The sequence below is a fragment of the Streptomyces sp. NPDC101237 genome, from assembly GCF_044767465.1.
Classification (GTDB): Bacteria; Actinomycetota; Actinomycetes; order Streptomycetales; family Streptomycetaceae; genus Streptomyces; species Streptomyces gramineus.
Map to the genome: position 1 here is coordinate 118,232 of NZ_JBIWNY010000001.1, position 16,742 is coordinate 134,973.

12 protein-coding genes and 5 tRNA genes are annotated in these 16,742 nt (G+C 70.7%); 9 read left to right on the top strand and 8 right to left on the bottom strand.

Going from position 1 to position 16,742, the window contains the following annotated elements; translation table 11 throughout:
* Positions 1–112 precede the first annotated feature (112 nt).
* From ACIRQ9_RS00525 to ACIRQ9_RS00550, 6 genes are all read right to left on the bottom strand, one after another.
* Positions 113–841, bottom strand: coding sequence for an SDR family oxidoreductase (locus tag ACIRQ9_RS00525; RefSeq protein ID WP_404165639.1), 729 nt, complete (start codon positions 839–841; stop codon positions 113–115).
* Positions 842–1,281: 440 nt separating this feature from the next.
* Positions 1,282–1,354 (bottom strand) — tRNA-Lys (locus ACIRQ9_RS00530).
* 98 nt (positions 1,355–1,452) lie between these two features.
* Complete coding sequence (locus ACIRQ9_RS00535) at positions 1,453–2,967, bottom strand: amino acid permease (protein ID WP_404165641.1); 1,515 nt, start codon at positions 2,965–2,967, stop codon at positions 1,453–1,455.
* 226 nt (positions 2,968–3,193) lie between these two features.
* On the bottom strand, positions 3,194–5,383 hold the full coding sequence (locus ACIRQ9_RS00540; protein ID WP_404165642.1) for a DEAD/DEAH box helicase: 2,190 nt from the start codon (positions 5,381–5,383) through the stop codon (positions 3,194–3,196).
* 261 nt (positions 5,384–5,644) lie between these two features.
* Complete coding sequence (locus tag ACIRQ9_RS00545; protein WP_404165644.1) at positions 5,645–6,169, bottom strand: hypothetical protein; 525 nt, start codon at positions 6,167–6,169, stop codon at positions 5,645–5,647.
* Positions 6,170–6,248: 79 nt separating this feature from the next.
* Entirely contained in the window at positions 6,249–6,602 is a 354-nt protein-coding gene (locus ACIRQ9_RS00550; protein WP_351316094.1) for a metallopeptidase family protein, read from the bottom strand.
* 148 nt (positions 6,603–6,750) lie between these two features.
* On the opposite strand from ACIRQ9_RS00550, the gene ACIRQ9_RS00555 reads away from it, so the two are divergent.
* From ACIRQ9_RS00555 to ACIRQ9_RS00595, 9 genes are all read left to right on the top strand, one after another.
* On the top strand, positions 6,751–8,319 hold the full coding sequence (locus ACIRQ9_RS00555) for a metallophosphoesterase (protein WP_404165646.1): 1,569 nt from the start codon (positions 6,751–6,753) through the stop codon (positions 8,317–8,319).
* Positions 8,320–8,399: 80 nt separating this feature from the next.
* A tRNA-Glu gene (locus ACIRQ9_RS00560) sits at positions 8,400–8,472 on the top strand.
* A 37-nt stretch (positions 8,473–8,509) separates the two neighbouring features.
* Positions 8,510–8,584, top strand: a tRNA-Asp gene (locus ACIRQ9_RS00565).
* A gap of 24 nt (positions 8,585–8,608) precedes the next feature.
* Positions 8,609–8,685 (top strand) — tRNA-Phe (locus tag ACIRQ9_RS00570).
* Positions 8,686–8,931: 246 nt separating this feature from the next.
* A complete protein-coding gene (locus ACIRQ9_RS00575) occupies positions 8,932–9,207 on the top strand; it encodes a hypothetical protein (RefSeq protein ID WP_404165648.1) in 276 nt (91 codons plus the stop codon).
* A gap of 72 nt (positions 9,208–9,279) precedes the next feature.
* The gene (locus ACIRQ9_RS00580) at positions 9,280–9,630 is read left to right on the top strand and encodes a hypothetical protein (protein WP_404165650.1); all 351 of its coding nucleotides are present in this window, start codon (positions 9,280–9,282) and stop codon (positions 9,628–9,630) included.
* 81 nt (positions 9,631–9,711) lie between these two features.
* A complete protein-coding gene (hrpA, locus tag ACIRQ9_RS00585) occupies positions 9,712–13,656 on the top strand; it encodes an ATP-dependent RNA helicase HrpA (protein WP_404165652.1) in 3,945 nt (1,314 codons plus the stop codon).
* Positions 13,657–13,749: 93 nt separating this feature from the next.
* Positions 13,750–13,824, top strand: a tRNA-Asp gene (locus ACIRQ9_RS00590).
* Positions 13,825–14,116: 292 nt separating this feature from the next.
* On the top strand, positions 14,117–14,308 hold the full coding sequence (locus ACIRQ9_RS00595) for a DUF6274 family protein (RefSeq protein ID WP_404165654.1): 192 nt from the start codon (positions 14,117–14,119) through the stop codon (positions 14,306–14,308).
* A gap of 526 nt (positions 14,309–14,834) precedes the next feature.
* Here the strand turns inward: ACIRQ9_RS00595 and bldC are convergent.
* Entirely contained in the window at positions 14,835–15,041 is a 207-nt protein-coding gene (gene bldC, locus ACIRQ9_RS00600) for a developmental transcriptional regulator BldC (RefSeq protein WP_003949541.1), read from the bottom strand.
* A gap of 633 nt (positions 15,042–15,674) precedes the next feature.
* Positions 15,675–16,517: a hypothetical protein gene (locus tag ACIRQ9_RS00605; protein WP_404165656.1), complete on the bottom strand. Its 843-nt coding sequence runs from the start codon at positions 16,515–16,517 to the stop codon at positions 15,675–15,677.
* Positions 16,518–16,742 lie beyond the last annotated feature (225 nt).

Below are 16,742 nucleotides of genomic sequence, written 5' to 3' on the forward strand. Positions count from 1 at the left end.
AGCGCGCGCCACCACGCCGCGTCGGCCGCCCCCACCGATGCTTCCGCACCCGCGCCGGGCGCGCACGTCGAGAGCGCGGCGCCCGCGGCGGGGCCCGCTCGGCGCCGGGCCGTCAGGCGAGCCAGTCGGTGTAGCGGGTGGGCGCGACGCGGGCGTTCGGATCGGTCAGGACATCGCCCTTGACCTGGGCGAACATACCCGCGGTCGGGTCGGTGACGACGGTGCGGTGGTCGCCCTTGCGGGACAGCGTGAGCCGGCCCAGCTCGTCCAGGGGGAAGACGTCGGGTCCCGCGATGTCCCGGATGCCGTTCAGCGGCGCACCCGCGGCGACCTCCGCGACCTCCGCGGCCACGTCGGCGGCGGCGATGGGCTGGATCGGCGTCGCGGGCAGCCGGACGGTGTCGCCGTCGGAGGTCCAGGACATGATGCCGTCGACGAACTCCATGAACTGCGTCGCCCGGACGATCGAGTAGGGCACCGGACCGGTCGCGAGGATGTGCTCCTGCAGCGTCTTGGCCCGGTAGTAGTCCAGCTCCGGCACCTGGTCGACGCCGACGATCGAGAGAACCACGAAGTGACCGACGCCGGCCCGGTCGGCGGCGGCCACGAGGTTGTCCATCGAGGTCTGGAAGAAGGCGGGCGAGGCGTCGTCGAAGGTCGGCGAGTTCGTCAGGTTGACGACGACGTCGGCCCCGGCCATCGCCTCGTCCAGCCCCTGGCCGCTGAGGACGTCGACGCCGGTGGACTTCGAGTACGGCACGGCCTCGTGCCCGGCAGCGCGCAGATCCCGGACGACCTGCGATCCGATCAGCCCGGTACCGCCGATGACTGCGATCTTCATGTCATGCCTTTCGCGAGGCATACGACTGCTTGTGCACAGAAATATGCCACCGAACCCCCACCCGGTCGCGCCAGGAGCCCCGCGCCCACCGCACCCAGCCCCACGGCTGCGCCTCCCCCGGCCCCGATCCGGCCCGCGCCCCCCTCCCCCAACTCACCTCCACCTTCTCCGCCTTGCCGGCCGAGCCCGCGTACCGGATCCAGCGGTGCGGCGATTCGGCGTCGTCCCTGCACGCGGATTCCGCGAAGGCGTCCCACCGTTCGGTCCCGGCGGGAGCAGTCGGCGCCGTCGACGGCCCAGGGCTCTTCGTCGGCCGTCGCCGCGGCGTTGGGCATCCCTGGCGCGGCGCCGCCCGAAACGACACAGCGCCCGATCCGGCCGAGGTCGGATCAGGCGCTGTGTGGCAGGTGGTCAGGGGGCTTACCCCCGACCGCGTCCGGTAGGCCGTGTGGGACTCGAACCCACAACCAATGGATTAAAAGTCCACTGCTCTGCCAATTGAGCTAACGGCCCGGGCGATGTTGCCTCCCCGAGCATAGCCGGACGGAGCCGTGTCGCCGATCGGGTATCGGGGTCACGGCCGCGTCGCGCGGCAGAAGTGGCCCGTAGGGTCAGAGATCGACCAGTTTGGCGGTGTCCTCGTGGCGGGCCGTGTCCGGGCGGAGGAACCAGTTCCGGGCCGAGACGCGCCACCAGATCGCGGCGAAGCCGAGGACCGCGAGGACGGCCACCGGGGCGTAGTTGAAGGACTCCCAGGTGACCGGGGAGACCTGCGGGAGCATGAAGAGGACGGTGATGACGCCGACCCAGGTCACCGAGATCACGCCGATCACCCCGGACCAGCGGCCCAGGTGCCACGGCCCGCGTTCGAACGCGGCGCCCTTCCTGACCCGCAGCAGCGTCGGGATCACGTAGGCGACGTACAGCCCGATGACCGCGATGGAGGTCACCGCGGCGTAGGCCGTGCGGTTGATCAGGTACGGAAGGCCGAGGACGAGCGCGGACAGGGCCGCGAGCCAGACCGCCGCGACCGGGGTGCGGGTGCGCGGGCTGACCGTGTGCCAGACGCGGGAGAAGGGGAGCGCGCCGTCGCGGGAGAAGGCGTAGATCATGCGGCTGTTGGCCGTCACCGACGCCATGCCGCAAAAGAGCTGCGCGCCGATCACGACGAGCAGCAGCAGCTTGCCGGTCGTCGCGCCGAGCGCGTCGAGGAGGATCTGGGCCGGGGGCGCGCCGGTCGGGGACGACAGTTCCCTGTCGTAGGACTGGATGGCGAAGGTGAAGCCGAGGAGCAGCACGAAGCCGGCGATCCACGACGTCCAGATCGAGCGGACGATGCCGCGCGGTCCGGCCGTCGACGCGTCGTGGGTCTCCTCGGTCATGTGCGCCGAGGCGTCGTACCCGGTGAAGGTGTACTGGGCCATCAGCAGGCCGAGCAGGACGACGTAGGGGCCGCTGCTCCAGCCCGTCTCGTTGACGAACTTCGTGAAGACGAAGGAGGCCGACTGGTGGTGGTCGGGGACGAACGTCAGCGCGCCGACGATGACCGCGACGCCGACGACGTGCCACCACACGCTCACGCTGTTGAGCAGGGCGACGATGCCGACGCCGAAGGTGTTGAGCAGGCCGTGCAGCAGGAGGATCGCCGCGAAGAGGAGAATCGTGCGGCCGGGCGTGACGGTGAAGTCGAACTGCAGGTTCAGGTAGGCGCCGAGGAAGGACGCGGCGCCGAAGTCGATGCCCGCGGTCACCGCGACCTGGCCGAGCACGTTGAACCAGCCCGTGAACCACGCCCAGGCGGCCGCGCTGCGCGGCGGGGCCAGGCGGTGGGCCCAGAAGTAGAGGCCCGCCGAGGTGGGATAGGCGGAGCAGATCTCGGCCATGGACAGGCCCACGAAGAGGGTCATCAGGCCCACGGCCACCCAGCCCCAGGTGATCACGGCGGGACCGCCGGTGACCATGCCGAAGAGGTAGAGGGTGAGACAGCCGGAGAGGACCGAGATGATCGTGAAGGAGACCGCGTAGTTCGAGAAGGCCGACATCCGCCGGGCCAGGACCTGGGTGTAGCCGAGCTGGGCCAGCCGCTCCTCGTCCGAGGCCGCTGTGCCTATCGCGTCATCTGTCATGCCCCCAGCGATTCCCTCGCCGAGGGCGTGACATGCATCACAACATGGCTGGAAACACTCTGGAACCCGCCGGAAACAGAGCTGGAAGAGGCCCTCGTAGTGCTGCCGGCCCGTCGCGATCCGCACCCGGTGAAGTGACCGTGAACAGAGGAGGTTGTCGGGTACGGGAACGCGGAAGGGCCCGCACGACCGGAGTCGTGCGGGCCCTTTCTCAGCTCACTCGGGGTCAGCCGTTGCGCTTCCAGCGCGGCTTGTCGTCGCGGCGGCCGAAGGAGCCGGTGCCGCGGTGGTCGTCACGACGGCCGTAGGGGCGGTCGTGGCCGGCGCTGCGGAAGCCCGGACGGTCGTCGCGGTGGTCGCGGTTGAAGGGGCGGTCGCTGCCCCGGTGGCCGGCCGGACGGTCGTCGCGGCGGAAGCCGCCACGGTCGCCGCCGTCACGACGGTCGTCCCGGCGGAAACCACCGGAGGGACGGTCGTCACGACGCTCGAAGGAACGGCCGCCACGGTCACCGTCACGACGGTCGTCGCGGCGGTCGTCCCGGCGGAAACCACCGGAGGGACGGTCGTCACGACGCTCGAAGGAACGGCCACCACGGTCGTCCCGGCGGAAGCCGCCCGAGGCCGGACGGTCGTCGCGGCGGAAGCCGCCACGGTCGCCGCCGTCACGACGGTCGTCCCGGCGGTCGTCCCGGCGGAAACCACCCGACGGACGGTCGTCACGACGCTCGAAGGAACGGCCGCCACGGTCACCGTCACGACGGTCGTCGCGGCGGTCGTCGCGGCGGAAACCACCGGAGGGACGGTCGTCACGACGGTCACGGCGCTCGAAGTTGCCCCGCTCGTCGCGCTGCTGGCGCGGACGCTCGTACGAGGCGGACTCCTGCCGGACCGGCGCCTCGGCGGCCGGCTCCTGCTCCGCGGCCTCGACCGCGGTCGCGGCAGCGGCCTCGGCCACCGCCGTCTCCGGGTCGTCACCGCGCTCACGGGCCGCGCGGACGACCAGGCGGTCGGCCTCCTCGCGCAGCTCGACGGCGCGGCGCTGGGCCCGCTCCAGGTCCTTGGTGAGCTGGGCAACCTCGCGCTCGGCCTGCTGCGCCGCGTTGCCCGCGGACTCGGCCTGGACCTCGGTCATCGAACGGGCGCCGGTGATCTCGGCGACCTCGGGCTCGAAGGCCGTGCCGGAGTTGATGATGTGGCGGCCGGCGTCGACGCCCGCGTCCTCCATGAGCCGGAAGATCTGCCGGCGCTGGTGCGGGAGGGAGAGGGAGACGACGGTTCCCGTGCGGCCGGCACGGGCGGTACGGCCCGCGCGGTGCAGGTAATCCTTGTGGTCACCGGCCGGGTCCACGTTCAGGACCAGGTCGATGCCGTCGACGTGGATGCCGCGGGCGGCGACGTCGGTGGCGACGAGCGCGTTGACGTAGCCGTCCTTGAAGTCGGCCAGCGTCCGGGTCCGGGCGCCCTGCGTCATGCCGCCGTGCAGCGCGTCGGCCTTCACACCGGCGTCGCGCAGCTGCTCGGCGATGCGGTCGGCGCCCAGCTGGGTGCGGACGAAGATGATCGTGCGGCCCTTGCGGGAGGCGATCGCGGCGGTGACCGGCGCCTTGTCCTTGGGCTTCACGATGAGGATGTGGTGGGACATCGTCGTGACGTTGCCCTGGGCGCTGTCGACCTCGTGGATGACCGGGTCGGTCAGGTAGCGCTTGACCAGCGTGGAGATCTCGTTCTCCATCGTGGCCGAGAACAGCATCCGCTGGCCGCCGGCCGGGACCTGGTCGAGCAGCTCGGTGACCTCGGGCAGGAAGCCCAGGTCGGACATCTGGTCGGCCTCGTCGAGGACGGCGATCTGCACGTCCTCCAGGGAGCAGGCGCCGCGGTTGATGATGTCGCGGAGGCGGCCGGGCGTGGCGACGAGGACGTCGACGCCGCGCTCCAGGGCGTAGATCTGGTTGCCCATGGACGTGCCGCCGCAGACGACCTTCATCTTCAGGCCGAGGACGTCGCCGTACGGCTGGAGGGCGTCCGCGACCTGCATGGCCAGCTCACGGGTCGGGGTGAGGATGACGGCGCGGGGCCGCTTCTTCTCGGTACGGCCGCCGGCCAGCGTGGCCAGGGTGGGCAGACCGAAGGAGAGGGTCTTGCCGGAGCCGGTGCGGCCTCGGCCGAGGATGTCCTTTCCGGCCAGGGCGTCCGGGATGGTCGCGGCCTGGATCGGGAAGGGGGTGGTCACACCGTTCTGCGCGAGCTTGCGCACGACGCCCTCGGGGAGGCCGAGGTCGGCGAAGGTGCTCTCAGGGGTGGTGTCAGTGGTGTCGGTGGTGGTGGTGTCAGCGGTCTCCTGGGAGACCTGGGTCACCAGCTCGTTGTCCTCGTTGTTCTCGGACACGACGAACTGATCAGTACTGGACACGGACATGCGAATGCGAAACCTTCCGGAGTCTCTTCGGCACGCGCCCGTCAACTCCGTGATTCGCTCACGACCGCCTCAATGCGGTCCGCCACGGCAAGGGAGAGTACGCGCCACACGGCGCGCTCTGTGGTGGCGCCGGGCAAATGGGATCAAACGATCTACCACCATACGCACCCACCACCCCTCAAGGCAAACCCGCCCCCGAATGCCCAGCTCACACCCCTCGCGGCCTTGGGCCGGGACCGGCGCTCCGGGAGGGAGTGACGCCTAGACGGGCAGGCCCGCCCGCGGCGCCGGCTCCCGCTGGAGCAGCTGCGGCCCGGTGTCCTCGTGGGCCGACGACGACGGCTCGGCGGACGGCGGGTCGGTGTCCGGCGGTGGCGGCGTCGGGGAGGCCGGCGGCGGCGTGGGGGAGGCCGGCGGCGGGGTCGGGGAGGCCAGCGCGCCCGTCGGCCCGGCCGGCGCACCCGGAGCCCCGCTCCCGCCCTGCTTCACCGGCGCCGTCGGCCCCGCGCTCGCGCCCTTCGTCGGCTCGGCGGACGCCGACCCGGACTCCCCCGGCTTCGGCTTCCCGCCGTGTCCGCGCTTCCCGTCGGCCGCCTCGCCGCCGTAGCCCGCACCGCCCTCGCCGGAGACCCCGGAACCGTCGTCGGCCCGGTCACCGGCGCGGTGCCCCGCGGAGTGCGACGGCTTGGCCTTCCCCGCGTCGTCCCCGACGTTCACACAGCCCGCGGCGGCCGCGACGGCCATCACGGTCACGGCCAGACGGGCGGGTACGTACAAAGGGCGCACGGCGGCCACCTCCGAGGGCGGAGAAAGGAGTCAACCTCCCCAACTCCCGCCGCCCGCAAGAGGACACGCAACCGACGTGTCACCCGTACCCCAGTGCGTGCAGCCGCGCGTCGTCGATGCCGAAGTGGTGGGCGACCTCGTGCACCACGGTGACCTCGGTCTCCGCGACGACCTCCTCGCGCGAGGAGCACATCCGCAGCGTCGGACCGCGGTAGACGGTGATCCGGTCCGGCAGCACACCCGCGTACCACTCCCCGCGGTCGGTCAGCGGGGTGCCCTCGTACAGCCCCAGCAGCTCGGGGTCGGACGGGTCGTCGGGCTCGTCCTCGACGAACACCGCCACGTTGTCCATCAGCCGGGTCAGCTCCGGCGGGATCCGGTCGAGCGCCTCGGCGACCAGTTCCTCGAACTCCTCGCGCGTCATCTCCAGCACAGGCCCATTGTCCGGCACGAAGCGCCCGTACGAGAGCCCCGGACGCCCCGGCATCCGCCTCCGGGACCTCCGCCGTCCGCCTCCGCACCCCCGCCCCGGAGCCCGACGTCCTCGCATACGCGCCCGCAATCCTGGGCATACGGCACCAATGGCCAGCGTCCGAGCCCGAGCCCGTACCCGCCTCCCCGATCTGGAACTGGCCCCCGACGCCCACGCGCCGCCCGTCTGGGTCCGGATCCTCGGCCTGACGGCCGTCGTCCTGGCCGGCGCCTGGCTCGGCCTGCTGGTGGTCGGGAACGTCCGGGCCCAGGTCGGCCCGATGGACACGACGATGACCCTGCGCCCGTCCCTGCACGGCGGCACGAAGATCAACGTCTCCCCGCTGGGCGCCCTCTCGCTGGACACGCACACCGCGCCGGTCCGCCTGGACGTCAACGTCGACCAGCTCGACCCGGTCCGCTCCCAGGCCCTGGTCGACCACCCCGAGCGCCTCTCCGGCCTCCAGGACGAGGTCGCCCGGGACGTCGAGCACGGCACCCTCGACGTGGCGGTGCGCTCCTGCGTGGCCGTCGTCTGCGGCGCCGCCGCCCTCGGTCTCGCCGTCTACCGCCGCCCGCGCCGCGCCCTGACCGCCGGCGGCCTCGCGCTGGCCCTGCTGGCCGCCTCCGGCGTGAGCGCGTACGCCACCTGGAATCCCGAGTCGGTCCTGGAGCCGAGGTTCTCCGGCCTGCTCTCCTCGGCCCCGGCCCTGGTCGGCAACGCCCGCAGCATCGTCACGGAATTCGACGTCTACCAGAAGGAGTTGGCGCGTCTGGTGACCAACGTGACGAAGCTGTACGACGCCACCTCCACGCTCCCCGCCTACTCACCGGACCCGACCACCCTCCGGGTCCTGCACGTCTCCGACATCCACCTCAACCCGGCGAGCTGGAAGATCATCGCCTCGCTGGTGGAGGAGTACAAGGTGAACGTGATCGTGGACTCCGGCGACACCATGGACCATGGCACGGCGGCCGAGAACGCCTTCCTGGACCCGGTCGCCGACCTGGGCGTGCCCTACGTCTGGGTCCGGGGCAACCACGACTCGAAGATCACCCAGCGCTATCTGTCCCGCATGAAGAACGTGCACGTCCTGGACGACGGCCGCGCCGAGACGATCGCCGGGATGCGCTTCGCCGGGATCGGCGACCCCCAGTTCACGCCCGACCGCTCGGCCGCGCCGGGCGGGGACGCGGCGGAGGAGCGGGCCGGTGACCGCCTGGCGACCGCCCTGCGGGAGCAGCGCGCGGCCGGCACCCCGGTGGACGTGGCCGTCGCCCATGAACCGACGGCGGCGCGGATGACCGACGGCGAGGTGCCGCTGGTCCTGGCCGGCCATCTGCACCACGAGCAGAACGAGGTCCTGGCGCACGGCACCCGGCTGCGGGTGGAGGGCTCCACCGGCGGCAGCGGCCTGCGGGCGGTCGAGGGCAGGTACCCCGACCCCATCGAGGCCTCGGTCCTCTACATCGACCGTGACACCCGCCGGCTCCAGGCCTGGGACGAGATCAGGCTGGGCGGCCTGGGCGAGACGACGGCCGAGGTCAGCCGTCACCTCACGACGGACCCGTTCGACCGGCGGCTCCGCGGCGGACAGCCGGCCGGCACCCCCTCCTCCTCGAAGGGCCCGTCGGCCCCGGGAGGCACCTCTCGCACTCCGACGCCCGCGGGGTCGTAAACCGTTTTGGCGATACTCCCCGCCATCCCATATGCTTCTCACGTCCCCGACGCGCTGAGAAGCGCCCAGGCGGGCCGATAGCCCTCATCGTCTAGCGGCCTAGGACGCCGCCCTTTCAAGGCGGTAGCACGGGTTCGAATCCCGTTGGGGGCACGCAAGATCGTGTGCGACACTGTTGCACGCAAAGCTTGGTCCTGTGGAGCAGTTTGGAGTGCTCGCCACCCTGTCAAGGTGGAGGCCGCGGGTTCAAATCCCGTCAGGACCGCTGGGGTTTCACGTGAAACCTCGTGGCTGGGTAGCTCAGTTGGTACGAGCGATCGCCTGAAAAGCGATAGGTCGCCGGTTCGACCCCGGCCCCAGCCACCATGAACAGCCCCTCCGGCTTCCGGAGGGGCTGTTCTGCGTGATGAAGCGCTGCCGGGGTCGCCGCGTCTTGGGGAAGATCAGAGCGGACCATGCCATTCCCTTGAGATCGCGCTGCGGGCATGACGGCTGCATGCCAAAGCCGTACCGGACGCTCCGTGGAGACCTCCTGCACAGACCGCCGCGGGACTCTCCCTCGCCGCGATCGTCGTCGCGGGGGTGATGAGCGGCTGGGGAACCGGAGCCGCGGTGGCCGACCCGGGATCCGGCCGAACGCTGTACGTGGACCACGACGTCAAGTGCGGCGACAGCGGGACGGGAACCCAGGGCCTGCCGTTCCGCACGGTGCGGGCCGCGGCGGACGTGACCCGACCCCTGAGCTTCACCAAGGGGCACACCGCGGCCGGCCGCGCCCTGGTCAAGGTCGGCGCCGACGGCGCGATCGACCTGCACCACGCCGGGACCGTCGCGATCGACGTCTCCGCGGACCTGGTCGGCGACGACCTCGTCCTGGCGACGGGCTGATCGGCCTCGCTGGCGCCGGGACCGGCCCGGCGCTAGGTTCTGCCGCGTCGAGTCGTCGTCAGGGTGGGGAAGATGAGCCGGGATCAGGACGTGGAGCTGGAGAAGGTCCGCGCGAGATACGGCCTGCTGGCCGTCGTGATCAGCAATCTCGCGATCGCCGCGGTCGCGGTGTTCGGCGTCTGGCGGCTGAGCGGTGACACGTCGGTGATCATCGGCGTGCTGACCGCGGCCTTCACCGCGGTCAGCAGCATGACCACGGCCTACCTGGGCATCAAGGCGGTGTCGAACACGGCGAAGGCCATCGCCGCGTCCGCCGCCAACGCGGCCCCGGCCCCGGCCCGGCCCGGCCCCGAAACCCCGGCACCGGCCGCCGGCCCCACCGCGGATCCCGCGGCCGCCGCGCCCGCCCAGCGCGCCCGGTAACCACCCGCCGGCGCCCGGCCGAACCGCCGGAGGCAAAAGCGTTCGCCAGGAATTTCCCCGAGGTGAGATCCTGGACCGCGTATGTCTACGCATCCCGCCCCCGCCCTCGGCGCCCTCGCACCCCGCCTGACCGAGCTTTCGCTGCGCGACGCGCACCGGCTCGGGCGCAGGCTGGAAGGCGCACGCAAGATCCGTAAGCCGGAGGCCCGCGCCGCCGTCCTCGCGGAGATCGAGACCGAGGTGGCCAGGGCCGAGGAACGGATGGCCGGCCGACGCGCCGTCGTGCCCGCCGTCTCGTACCCCGAGCAGCTGCCCGTCAGCCAGAAGAAGGACGAGATCGCCGAGGCGATACGCGACCACCAGGTCGTGATCGTCGCCGGTGAGACCGGCTCAGGCAAGACCACGCAGATCCCGAAGATCTGTCTGGAACTCGGCCGCGGCGTGCGGGGCATGATCGGGCACACCCAGCCCCGCCGGATCGCCGCCCGCACGGTGGCCGAGCGGGTCGCCGAGGAACTGCGCACCCCGCTGGGGGAGGCCGTCGGCTGGAAGGTCCGCTTCACCGACCAGGTGAACCCGGACGCCACCTTCGTCAAGCTGATGACGGACGGCATCCTGCTCGCCGAGATCCAGACCGACCGCGAGCTGCGCGCCTACGACACGATCATCATCGACGAGGCCCACGAGCGGTCCCTCAACATCGACTTCCTGCTCGGCTACCTGGCCCAGCTGCTGCCCAAGCGGCCGGACCTGAAGGTGGTCATCACCTCCGCCACCATCGACCCCGAACGGTTCTCCCGGCACTTCGGCGACGCCCCGATCGTCGAGGTCAGCGGCCGGACGTACCCGGTGGAGGTGCGCTACCGCCCGCTCCTCGAAGAGGACTCCGAGGACGCCGACCGCGACCAGATCACCGCCATCTGCGACGCCGTGGAGGAGCTCCAGTCCGAGGGCAAGGGCGACATCCTCGTCTTCCTGTCGGGTGAGCGCGAGATCCGGGACACCGCGGACGCGCTGGAGAAGAAGAACTATCCCTTCACGGAAGTGCTCCCGCTGTACGCGCGGCTCTCGCACGCCGAGCAGCACCGCGTCTTCCAGCCGCACACCGGCCGCAGGATCGTTCTGGCGACCAACGTCGCCGAGACCTCGCTGACCGTGCCCGGCATCAAGTACGTCATCGACCCCGGCTTCGCCCGCATCAGCCGCTACAGCCACCGCACCAAGGTGCAGCGGCTGCCGATCGAGCCGATCAGCCAGGCCAGCGCCAACCAGCGCAAGGGCCGCTGCGGCCGGACCAGCGACGGCGTCTGCATCCGGCTCTACGCCGAGGACGACTTCCTCGCCCGCCCGGAGTTCACCGACGCCGAGATCCTGCGGACCAACCTCGCCTCCGTCATCCTGCAGATGACCGCGGCCGGCCTCGGCGACATCGAGAAGTTCCCCTTCATCGACCCGCCGGACCACCGCAACATCCGCGACGGCGTGCAACTGCTCCAGGAGCTGGGCGCGCTCGACCCGGACGAGAAGGACCCGCGCAGACGGCTCACCGACAGCGGCCGCAGACTCGCCCAGCTGCCCGTCGACCCGCGGCTGGCCCGGATGGTCCTGGAGGCCGACAAGAACGGCTGTGTCCGCGAGGTCATGGTCATCGCCGCCGCGCTCTCCATCCAGGACCCGCGCGAGCGCCCGGCCGACAAGCAGACCCAGGCCGACCAGCAGCACGCCCGCTTCCGGGACGAGACCAGTGACTTCCTCGCCTACCTCAACCTGTGGCGCTACGTCAGGGAGCAGCAGAAGGAACGCGGCTCCAGCTCCTTCCGGCGGATGTGCAAGCAGGAGTACCTGAACTTCCTGCGCATCCGGGAGTGGCAGGACATCTACACGCAGCTGCGCACGGTCGCCAAGCAGATGGGCATCCACCTCAACGAGGAGGACGCGCCCGGCGACCGCGTGCACGTCTCGCTGCTCGCGGGTCTGCTGTCGCACATCGGCATGAAGGACGTGAAGGACGGCGCGAAGAACGAGTACCTCGGTGCCCGCGGCGCCAAGTTCGCGATCTTCCCCGGCTCGGCGCTGTTCAAGAAGACCCCCCGGTTCGTGATGTCGGCGGAGCTGGTGGAGACCTCGCGTCTGTGGGCCCGGGTCAACGCGAAGATCGAGCCGGAGTGGGTGGAACCCCTCGCCGGGCACCTGCTGAAGCGGACGTACAGCGAACCGCACTGGGAGAAGGACCAGGCCGCCGTGATGGCGCTGGAGAAGGTCACGCTGTACGGCGTGCCCATCGTCGCCGACCGGAAGGTCAACTACGGCCGGATCGACCCCGAGGTCAGCCGCGAGCTTTTCATTCGCAACGCACTGGTCGAGGGCGACTGGCGGACCCCTCACAAGTTCTTCGCCGACAACCGGCGACTCCTCAGCGAGGTCGAGGAGCTGGAGCACCGGGCCCGGCGCCGGGACATCGTCGTGGACGACGACACGCTCTTCGACTTCTACGAGCAGCGGGTGCCCGAGCACGTCGTCTCCGGCGCCCACTTCGACTCCTGGTGGAAGCGGAAGCGGCAGGAGCAGCCGGAGTTCCTCGACTTCGAGCGCGCGATGCTCATCCGGGAGTCGGCGGAGGCGGTCACCAAGGCCGACTACCCGGACTCCTGGCGGCAGGGGCAGCTCAAGTTCCGGGTGACCTACCAGTTCGAGCCTGGCGCGGACGCCGACGGCGTGACCGTGCACATCCCGCTCCAGGTCCTCAACCAGGTCACGGACGAGGGCTTCGACTGGCAGATCCCGGGCCTGCGCGAAGAGGTCGTCACCGAGCTGATCCGGTCGCTGCCCAAGCCGATACGCCGCAACTACGTCCCGGCACCGAACTTCGCCAAGCGCTTCCTGGACGCCGCGGTCCCCCTCCAGGAGCCGCTCACCACGACCATGGCCCGCGAGCTGAAGCGGATGGTCGGCGTGCCCTTCGAGGCCGAGGCCTTCGACTGGGCGAAGGTCCCGGACCACCTGAAGATCACCTTCAGGATCGTCGACGAGCGGCGCCGGAAGCTGGCCGAGGACAAGGACCTGGAGGACCTCAAGCTCCGGCTGAGGCCCAAGGCCCGCCAGGCCATCTCGCAGGCCGCCGCGGCCACCGCGGAGCGCCGGGGCGGCGAGTCGCTGGAGCGCTCGGGCCTGACGGACTGGACGATCGGCACGCTCACCCGCGTATTCGAGACCCGCAGGGCCGGCCAGCCGGTGAAGGCGTACCCGGCGCTCGTCGACGACGGCGACACGGTCTCGGTCCGGCTCTTCGACACCGAGGAGGAGCAGGCCGAGGCGATGTGGAAGGGGACGCGCCGGCTGATCCTCCGCAACATCCCGGTCAACCCGGCGAAGTTCGCGTCCGAGAAGCTGACGAACGCCCAGAAACTGGCGCTGTCCGCGAACCCGCACGGGACGATCCAGGCCCTGTTCGACGACTGCGCGATGGCGGCCGCGGACAAGCTGATCGGCGACTTCGGGGGCCCGGTGTGGGACGAGGAGTCGTACCGGAAGCTGTACGACAAGGTGCGCGCGGAGATCGTCGACACGACGGTCCGCACGGTCGGGCAGGTGCAGCAGGTGCTGGCCGCCTGGCAGGCCTGTGAGCGCCGCCTGAAGGGCGTACGGAGCCCCGCGCTCCTCGCGAACCTGACGGACGTCCGCAAGCAGCTGGACGCCCTGGTGAAGCCCGGGTTCGTGACGTGGGCCGGCATCCGCCGCCTGCCCGACCTCATGCGCTACCTGGTGGCCGCCGACCGGCGTCTCCAGCAGATGCCGACCAACGTCCAGCGGGACACCACCCGGATGGAGAAGGTCCACGAGATGCGGGACGAGTACGCCTGGCTCCTGGAACAGCTCCCCAAGGGCCGGCCGGTGCCGCAGCAGGTGCTGGACATCCGCTGGATGCTGGAGGAGCTGCGGGTCAGCTACTTCGCGCACGCGCTGGGCACGGCGTACGCGATCTCCGACAAGCGGATCGTGAAGGCGATCGACTCCGCGCTGCCGTAACCGACCGGGCACGCTGCGTGAGTTCGACCAGGACCCTCACCCTCCTGTATTGTCCTTCTCGCAGCACAGCGCAGACAAAGTGCCGCAAAACCTGGTCCTGTGGAGCAGTTTGGAGTGCTCGCCACCCTGTCAAGGTGGAGGCCGCGGGTTCAAATCCCGTCAGGACCGCATCGAATGAGGCCCGCATCCCGCAAGGGACGCGGGCCTCTTTCACGTCCCGCCCGCCTCACGCCCCGCTCGCGCTCCCCGCACTCCCCGCACTCCCGGGCTCGCGTGCGCGAAGGCGCGTGTCCCGCGAGGCGCGCGGGCCCGCACGCCGTCCTCGCGGGCGGCCAGGCGCCGGTGACGGCCCGACGGGCGTTGGCCGGGGTCCGCGGGTGCGCTCTTGACGGGGTCACATTCGGTCGGTACCCAGAAGGCAGGGCCCGCTTCCCCTCGGCCCCCCTCCTGGAGGTGGCACATGGCGGCTTCGGCGCGGCACGAGACGCGAGCCCTGTTGCGGGCCCACCTGGCGGCCGCCTCGTCGTACCGGCACCTGACCCGCCACTGCCCGGTCTGCCACCGGCTGCTGCGGCTGGCCATGGACTCCGCCCCGTGCGCGACGGAGGCGCCCGAGGACTCCACGGAGGACGAGGGATCCGTCGGCGTCTGAGCCGGCGCCGGCCCCAACGCCCCTTCCCCTGGGGGGCGGTGGAACCTCAGACTCCATTAGCGCACCCGGGGCGGTACAAACAAGCCGTGCGGTATGTGACGGGAGTCACCGTATGAGTTCCTGAAACAACGGTACTTACCCCCCGCCTACACCAAGTCAATTTAATATGTGCAATTGCACCACCCTGAGGCGCCTCCCGCGCTCTGCCCGCGGACTCCCCCCGGACCTTTCGACGCCCCCTCCGCGGGCGCGTTCACAGCAGATCCGACAGGCCTCCCCAACCTCCGACAAGGCTGCTCACGGAAGCGTCCGCCAGGGTCCGCCAGGCCTCATGGACGCACAAAAAAGATCGCGCTGGACCCGGCGGAGTCCAGCGCGATCTACGACGCACCCTGTGTCGCTGCCTGAAAAGTTCTGTCGGCGTGGGCGTGGGTCCCGTTGGGGCAGGTCCCGCGTCGCTCGGAGCTAGGGTTCGGGGCACCTCGACCAGTTGGGGGACCGGCCGGTTTGCCCGCTATTCAGTTGGTCAGGCCTCGCTGCGCTGCTGCGGAATGCCCGCGAGCAGTGCGCGGACCTCAGCCTCGCGATAGCGCCGATGTCCGCCCAGCGTGCGGATCGACGTGAGCTTGCCGGCCTTCGCCCACCGCGTGACCGTCTTGGGGTCGACACGGAACATGGTGGCGACCTCAGCCGGGGTCAGCAGCGGCTCGGCATCAGGGGTGCGAGCGGTCATGAGCGGCCTCCTCGGGAGAACCGAACCTTCTCGGTTCTTTCCTCTAAATTCTGCACCTTGACCCGCGTTGCCCGAAATGGCGGACGCGAGTCGAGTCGGTTATAGGACGAACGGCTTGTCCTCGGCACTACAACTACACCATCCGTCCAGCCGCGTCGGCCAAACCGATGGAATTGCCCTCCCAGGTAGTCATCAGCCGCGGAAGCCGATGGACCATGCCATAGCGGACAGTCACGCCACTGTGACGATCAGTCACATGGCGATCAGGAGGCACCAGACCCCCCAAAGCGAGTGCAATGCGGGGATTCCGCCCACAGTGCACCACAAGCGGACGGAAGGAGCCCTCCCCGGACTCCTTGTCCTATTTTGGCACGAGGAGTGGCAAGAGGCGCAAGAGCCGCGTAAGTGCGGTCCGTCACCCTTGACGCAAAAGCCCGGATCGGGACCAACGTCCCGTGCGTTCACTGAAGTGCCGTCAACGTACGTTGTTTCATGGCATCTGGGCCGTGACCTACATCACTCGGCACCCAGACGTCACCGAGGTGTCACCCATCTGTCACACCATCAGGTGATCCGACAGTCAGTACGGAATGATCGGCTCCAGCGCTCAGACCCGGAGCTCAGACCCGGAGCTCAGTTCGCGGACCGGCGGTCCCTGACCGCCCGCCAGCGCTCCACCAGCCGCCCGTACGCCTCGCCGGCCGCGGCCCCGTCGCCCCGCCGCAGCGCCTCGACGCCGGCCGCCACGTCCGCCGCCGAACGGTCGCTCTCCAGGTCGCCGGCCGGCAGGACGTGCACGAGGCCGCCGTAGTCCAGCTCGACCAGGGACCGCGGGTGGAACTCCTCCAGCCAGCGGCCCACGTCCACCAGACCGTCGATGAGCGGCCCCTCGTCGATGGTGTCCTTGAGGGTGCGCAGCGCCCGCGCCACCCGACGCCGGGCCTGCACCATCGGCGTGCGGTAGCGCAGCATCGGCGGGATCTCCCCGGTGCCCTTCTCGTACCGGCGCTCCTCGTCGGAGACCAGCACGAACCAGTTCAGCGGCACCTGCCAGGTCGCCGTGCGGATCCACGGCCGGGCGTCGGGGTTGCGGGCCAGCCACCGCTCGTAGTCCATCGAGGCCTGCCGCCGCACGACCGGCGGCAGCATCGCGTCCAGGACCGGGTTCGGCAGCTCCTCGGGCAGCTCCTGCAGGGCCTGCCAGCCGCGCAGCCGCGTCCGCCACGGGCACACGCACACGACGCCGTCGACCTCCAGCACGAAGGCCTCGGCGCTCTCCTGCACCGGCACCGGGACCGGCGGGGTGGGCAGCAAGTCGGCCAGCGAGCGCCGGAGTTCGTCCTGGTACGAAGGGCGCTCGGTGCGACGGGCGTACCGCGACCAGTGGCCGCGCTCGGGCTCCGGGAAGGCGGCCAGCGGCTCGTACACACGCAGGTACGCCGCATACGGGACGATCACCGAGGACACCTTGGGCACGCCTGCTCCCTCCCCATCCGACCGGGCTCGAAACCAGCGGAACCCACTACGGAGCAGCCGCGAAACCACAGCAAATCGTCCCACGCTCATGCGTGCGTACACGGCGCGGGAGAGTGATCCTGAACACGGCGCGGATGGTGGACGGGCAATAGCTCTACGCTCATGCCACGGCCCCCGCCACCCGTACGGAGGCCCCCCGTCTCCACTCGCCGCGAACACAACCGG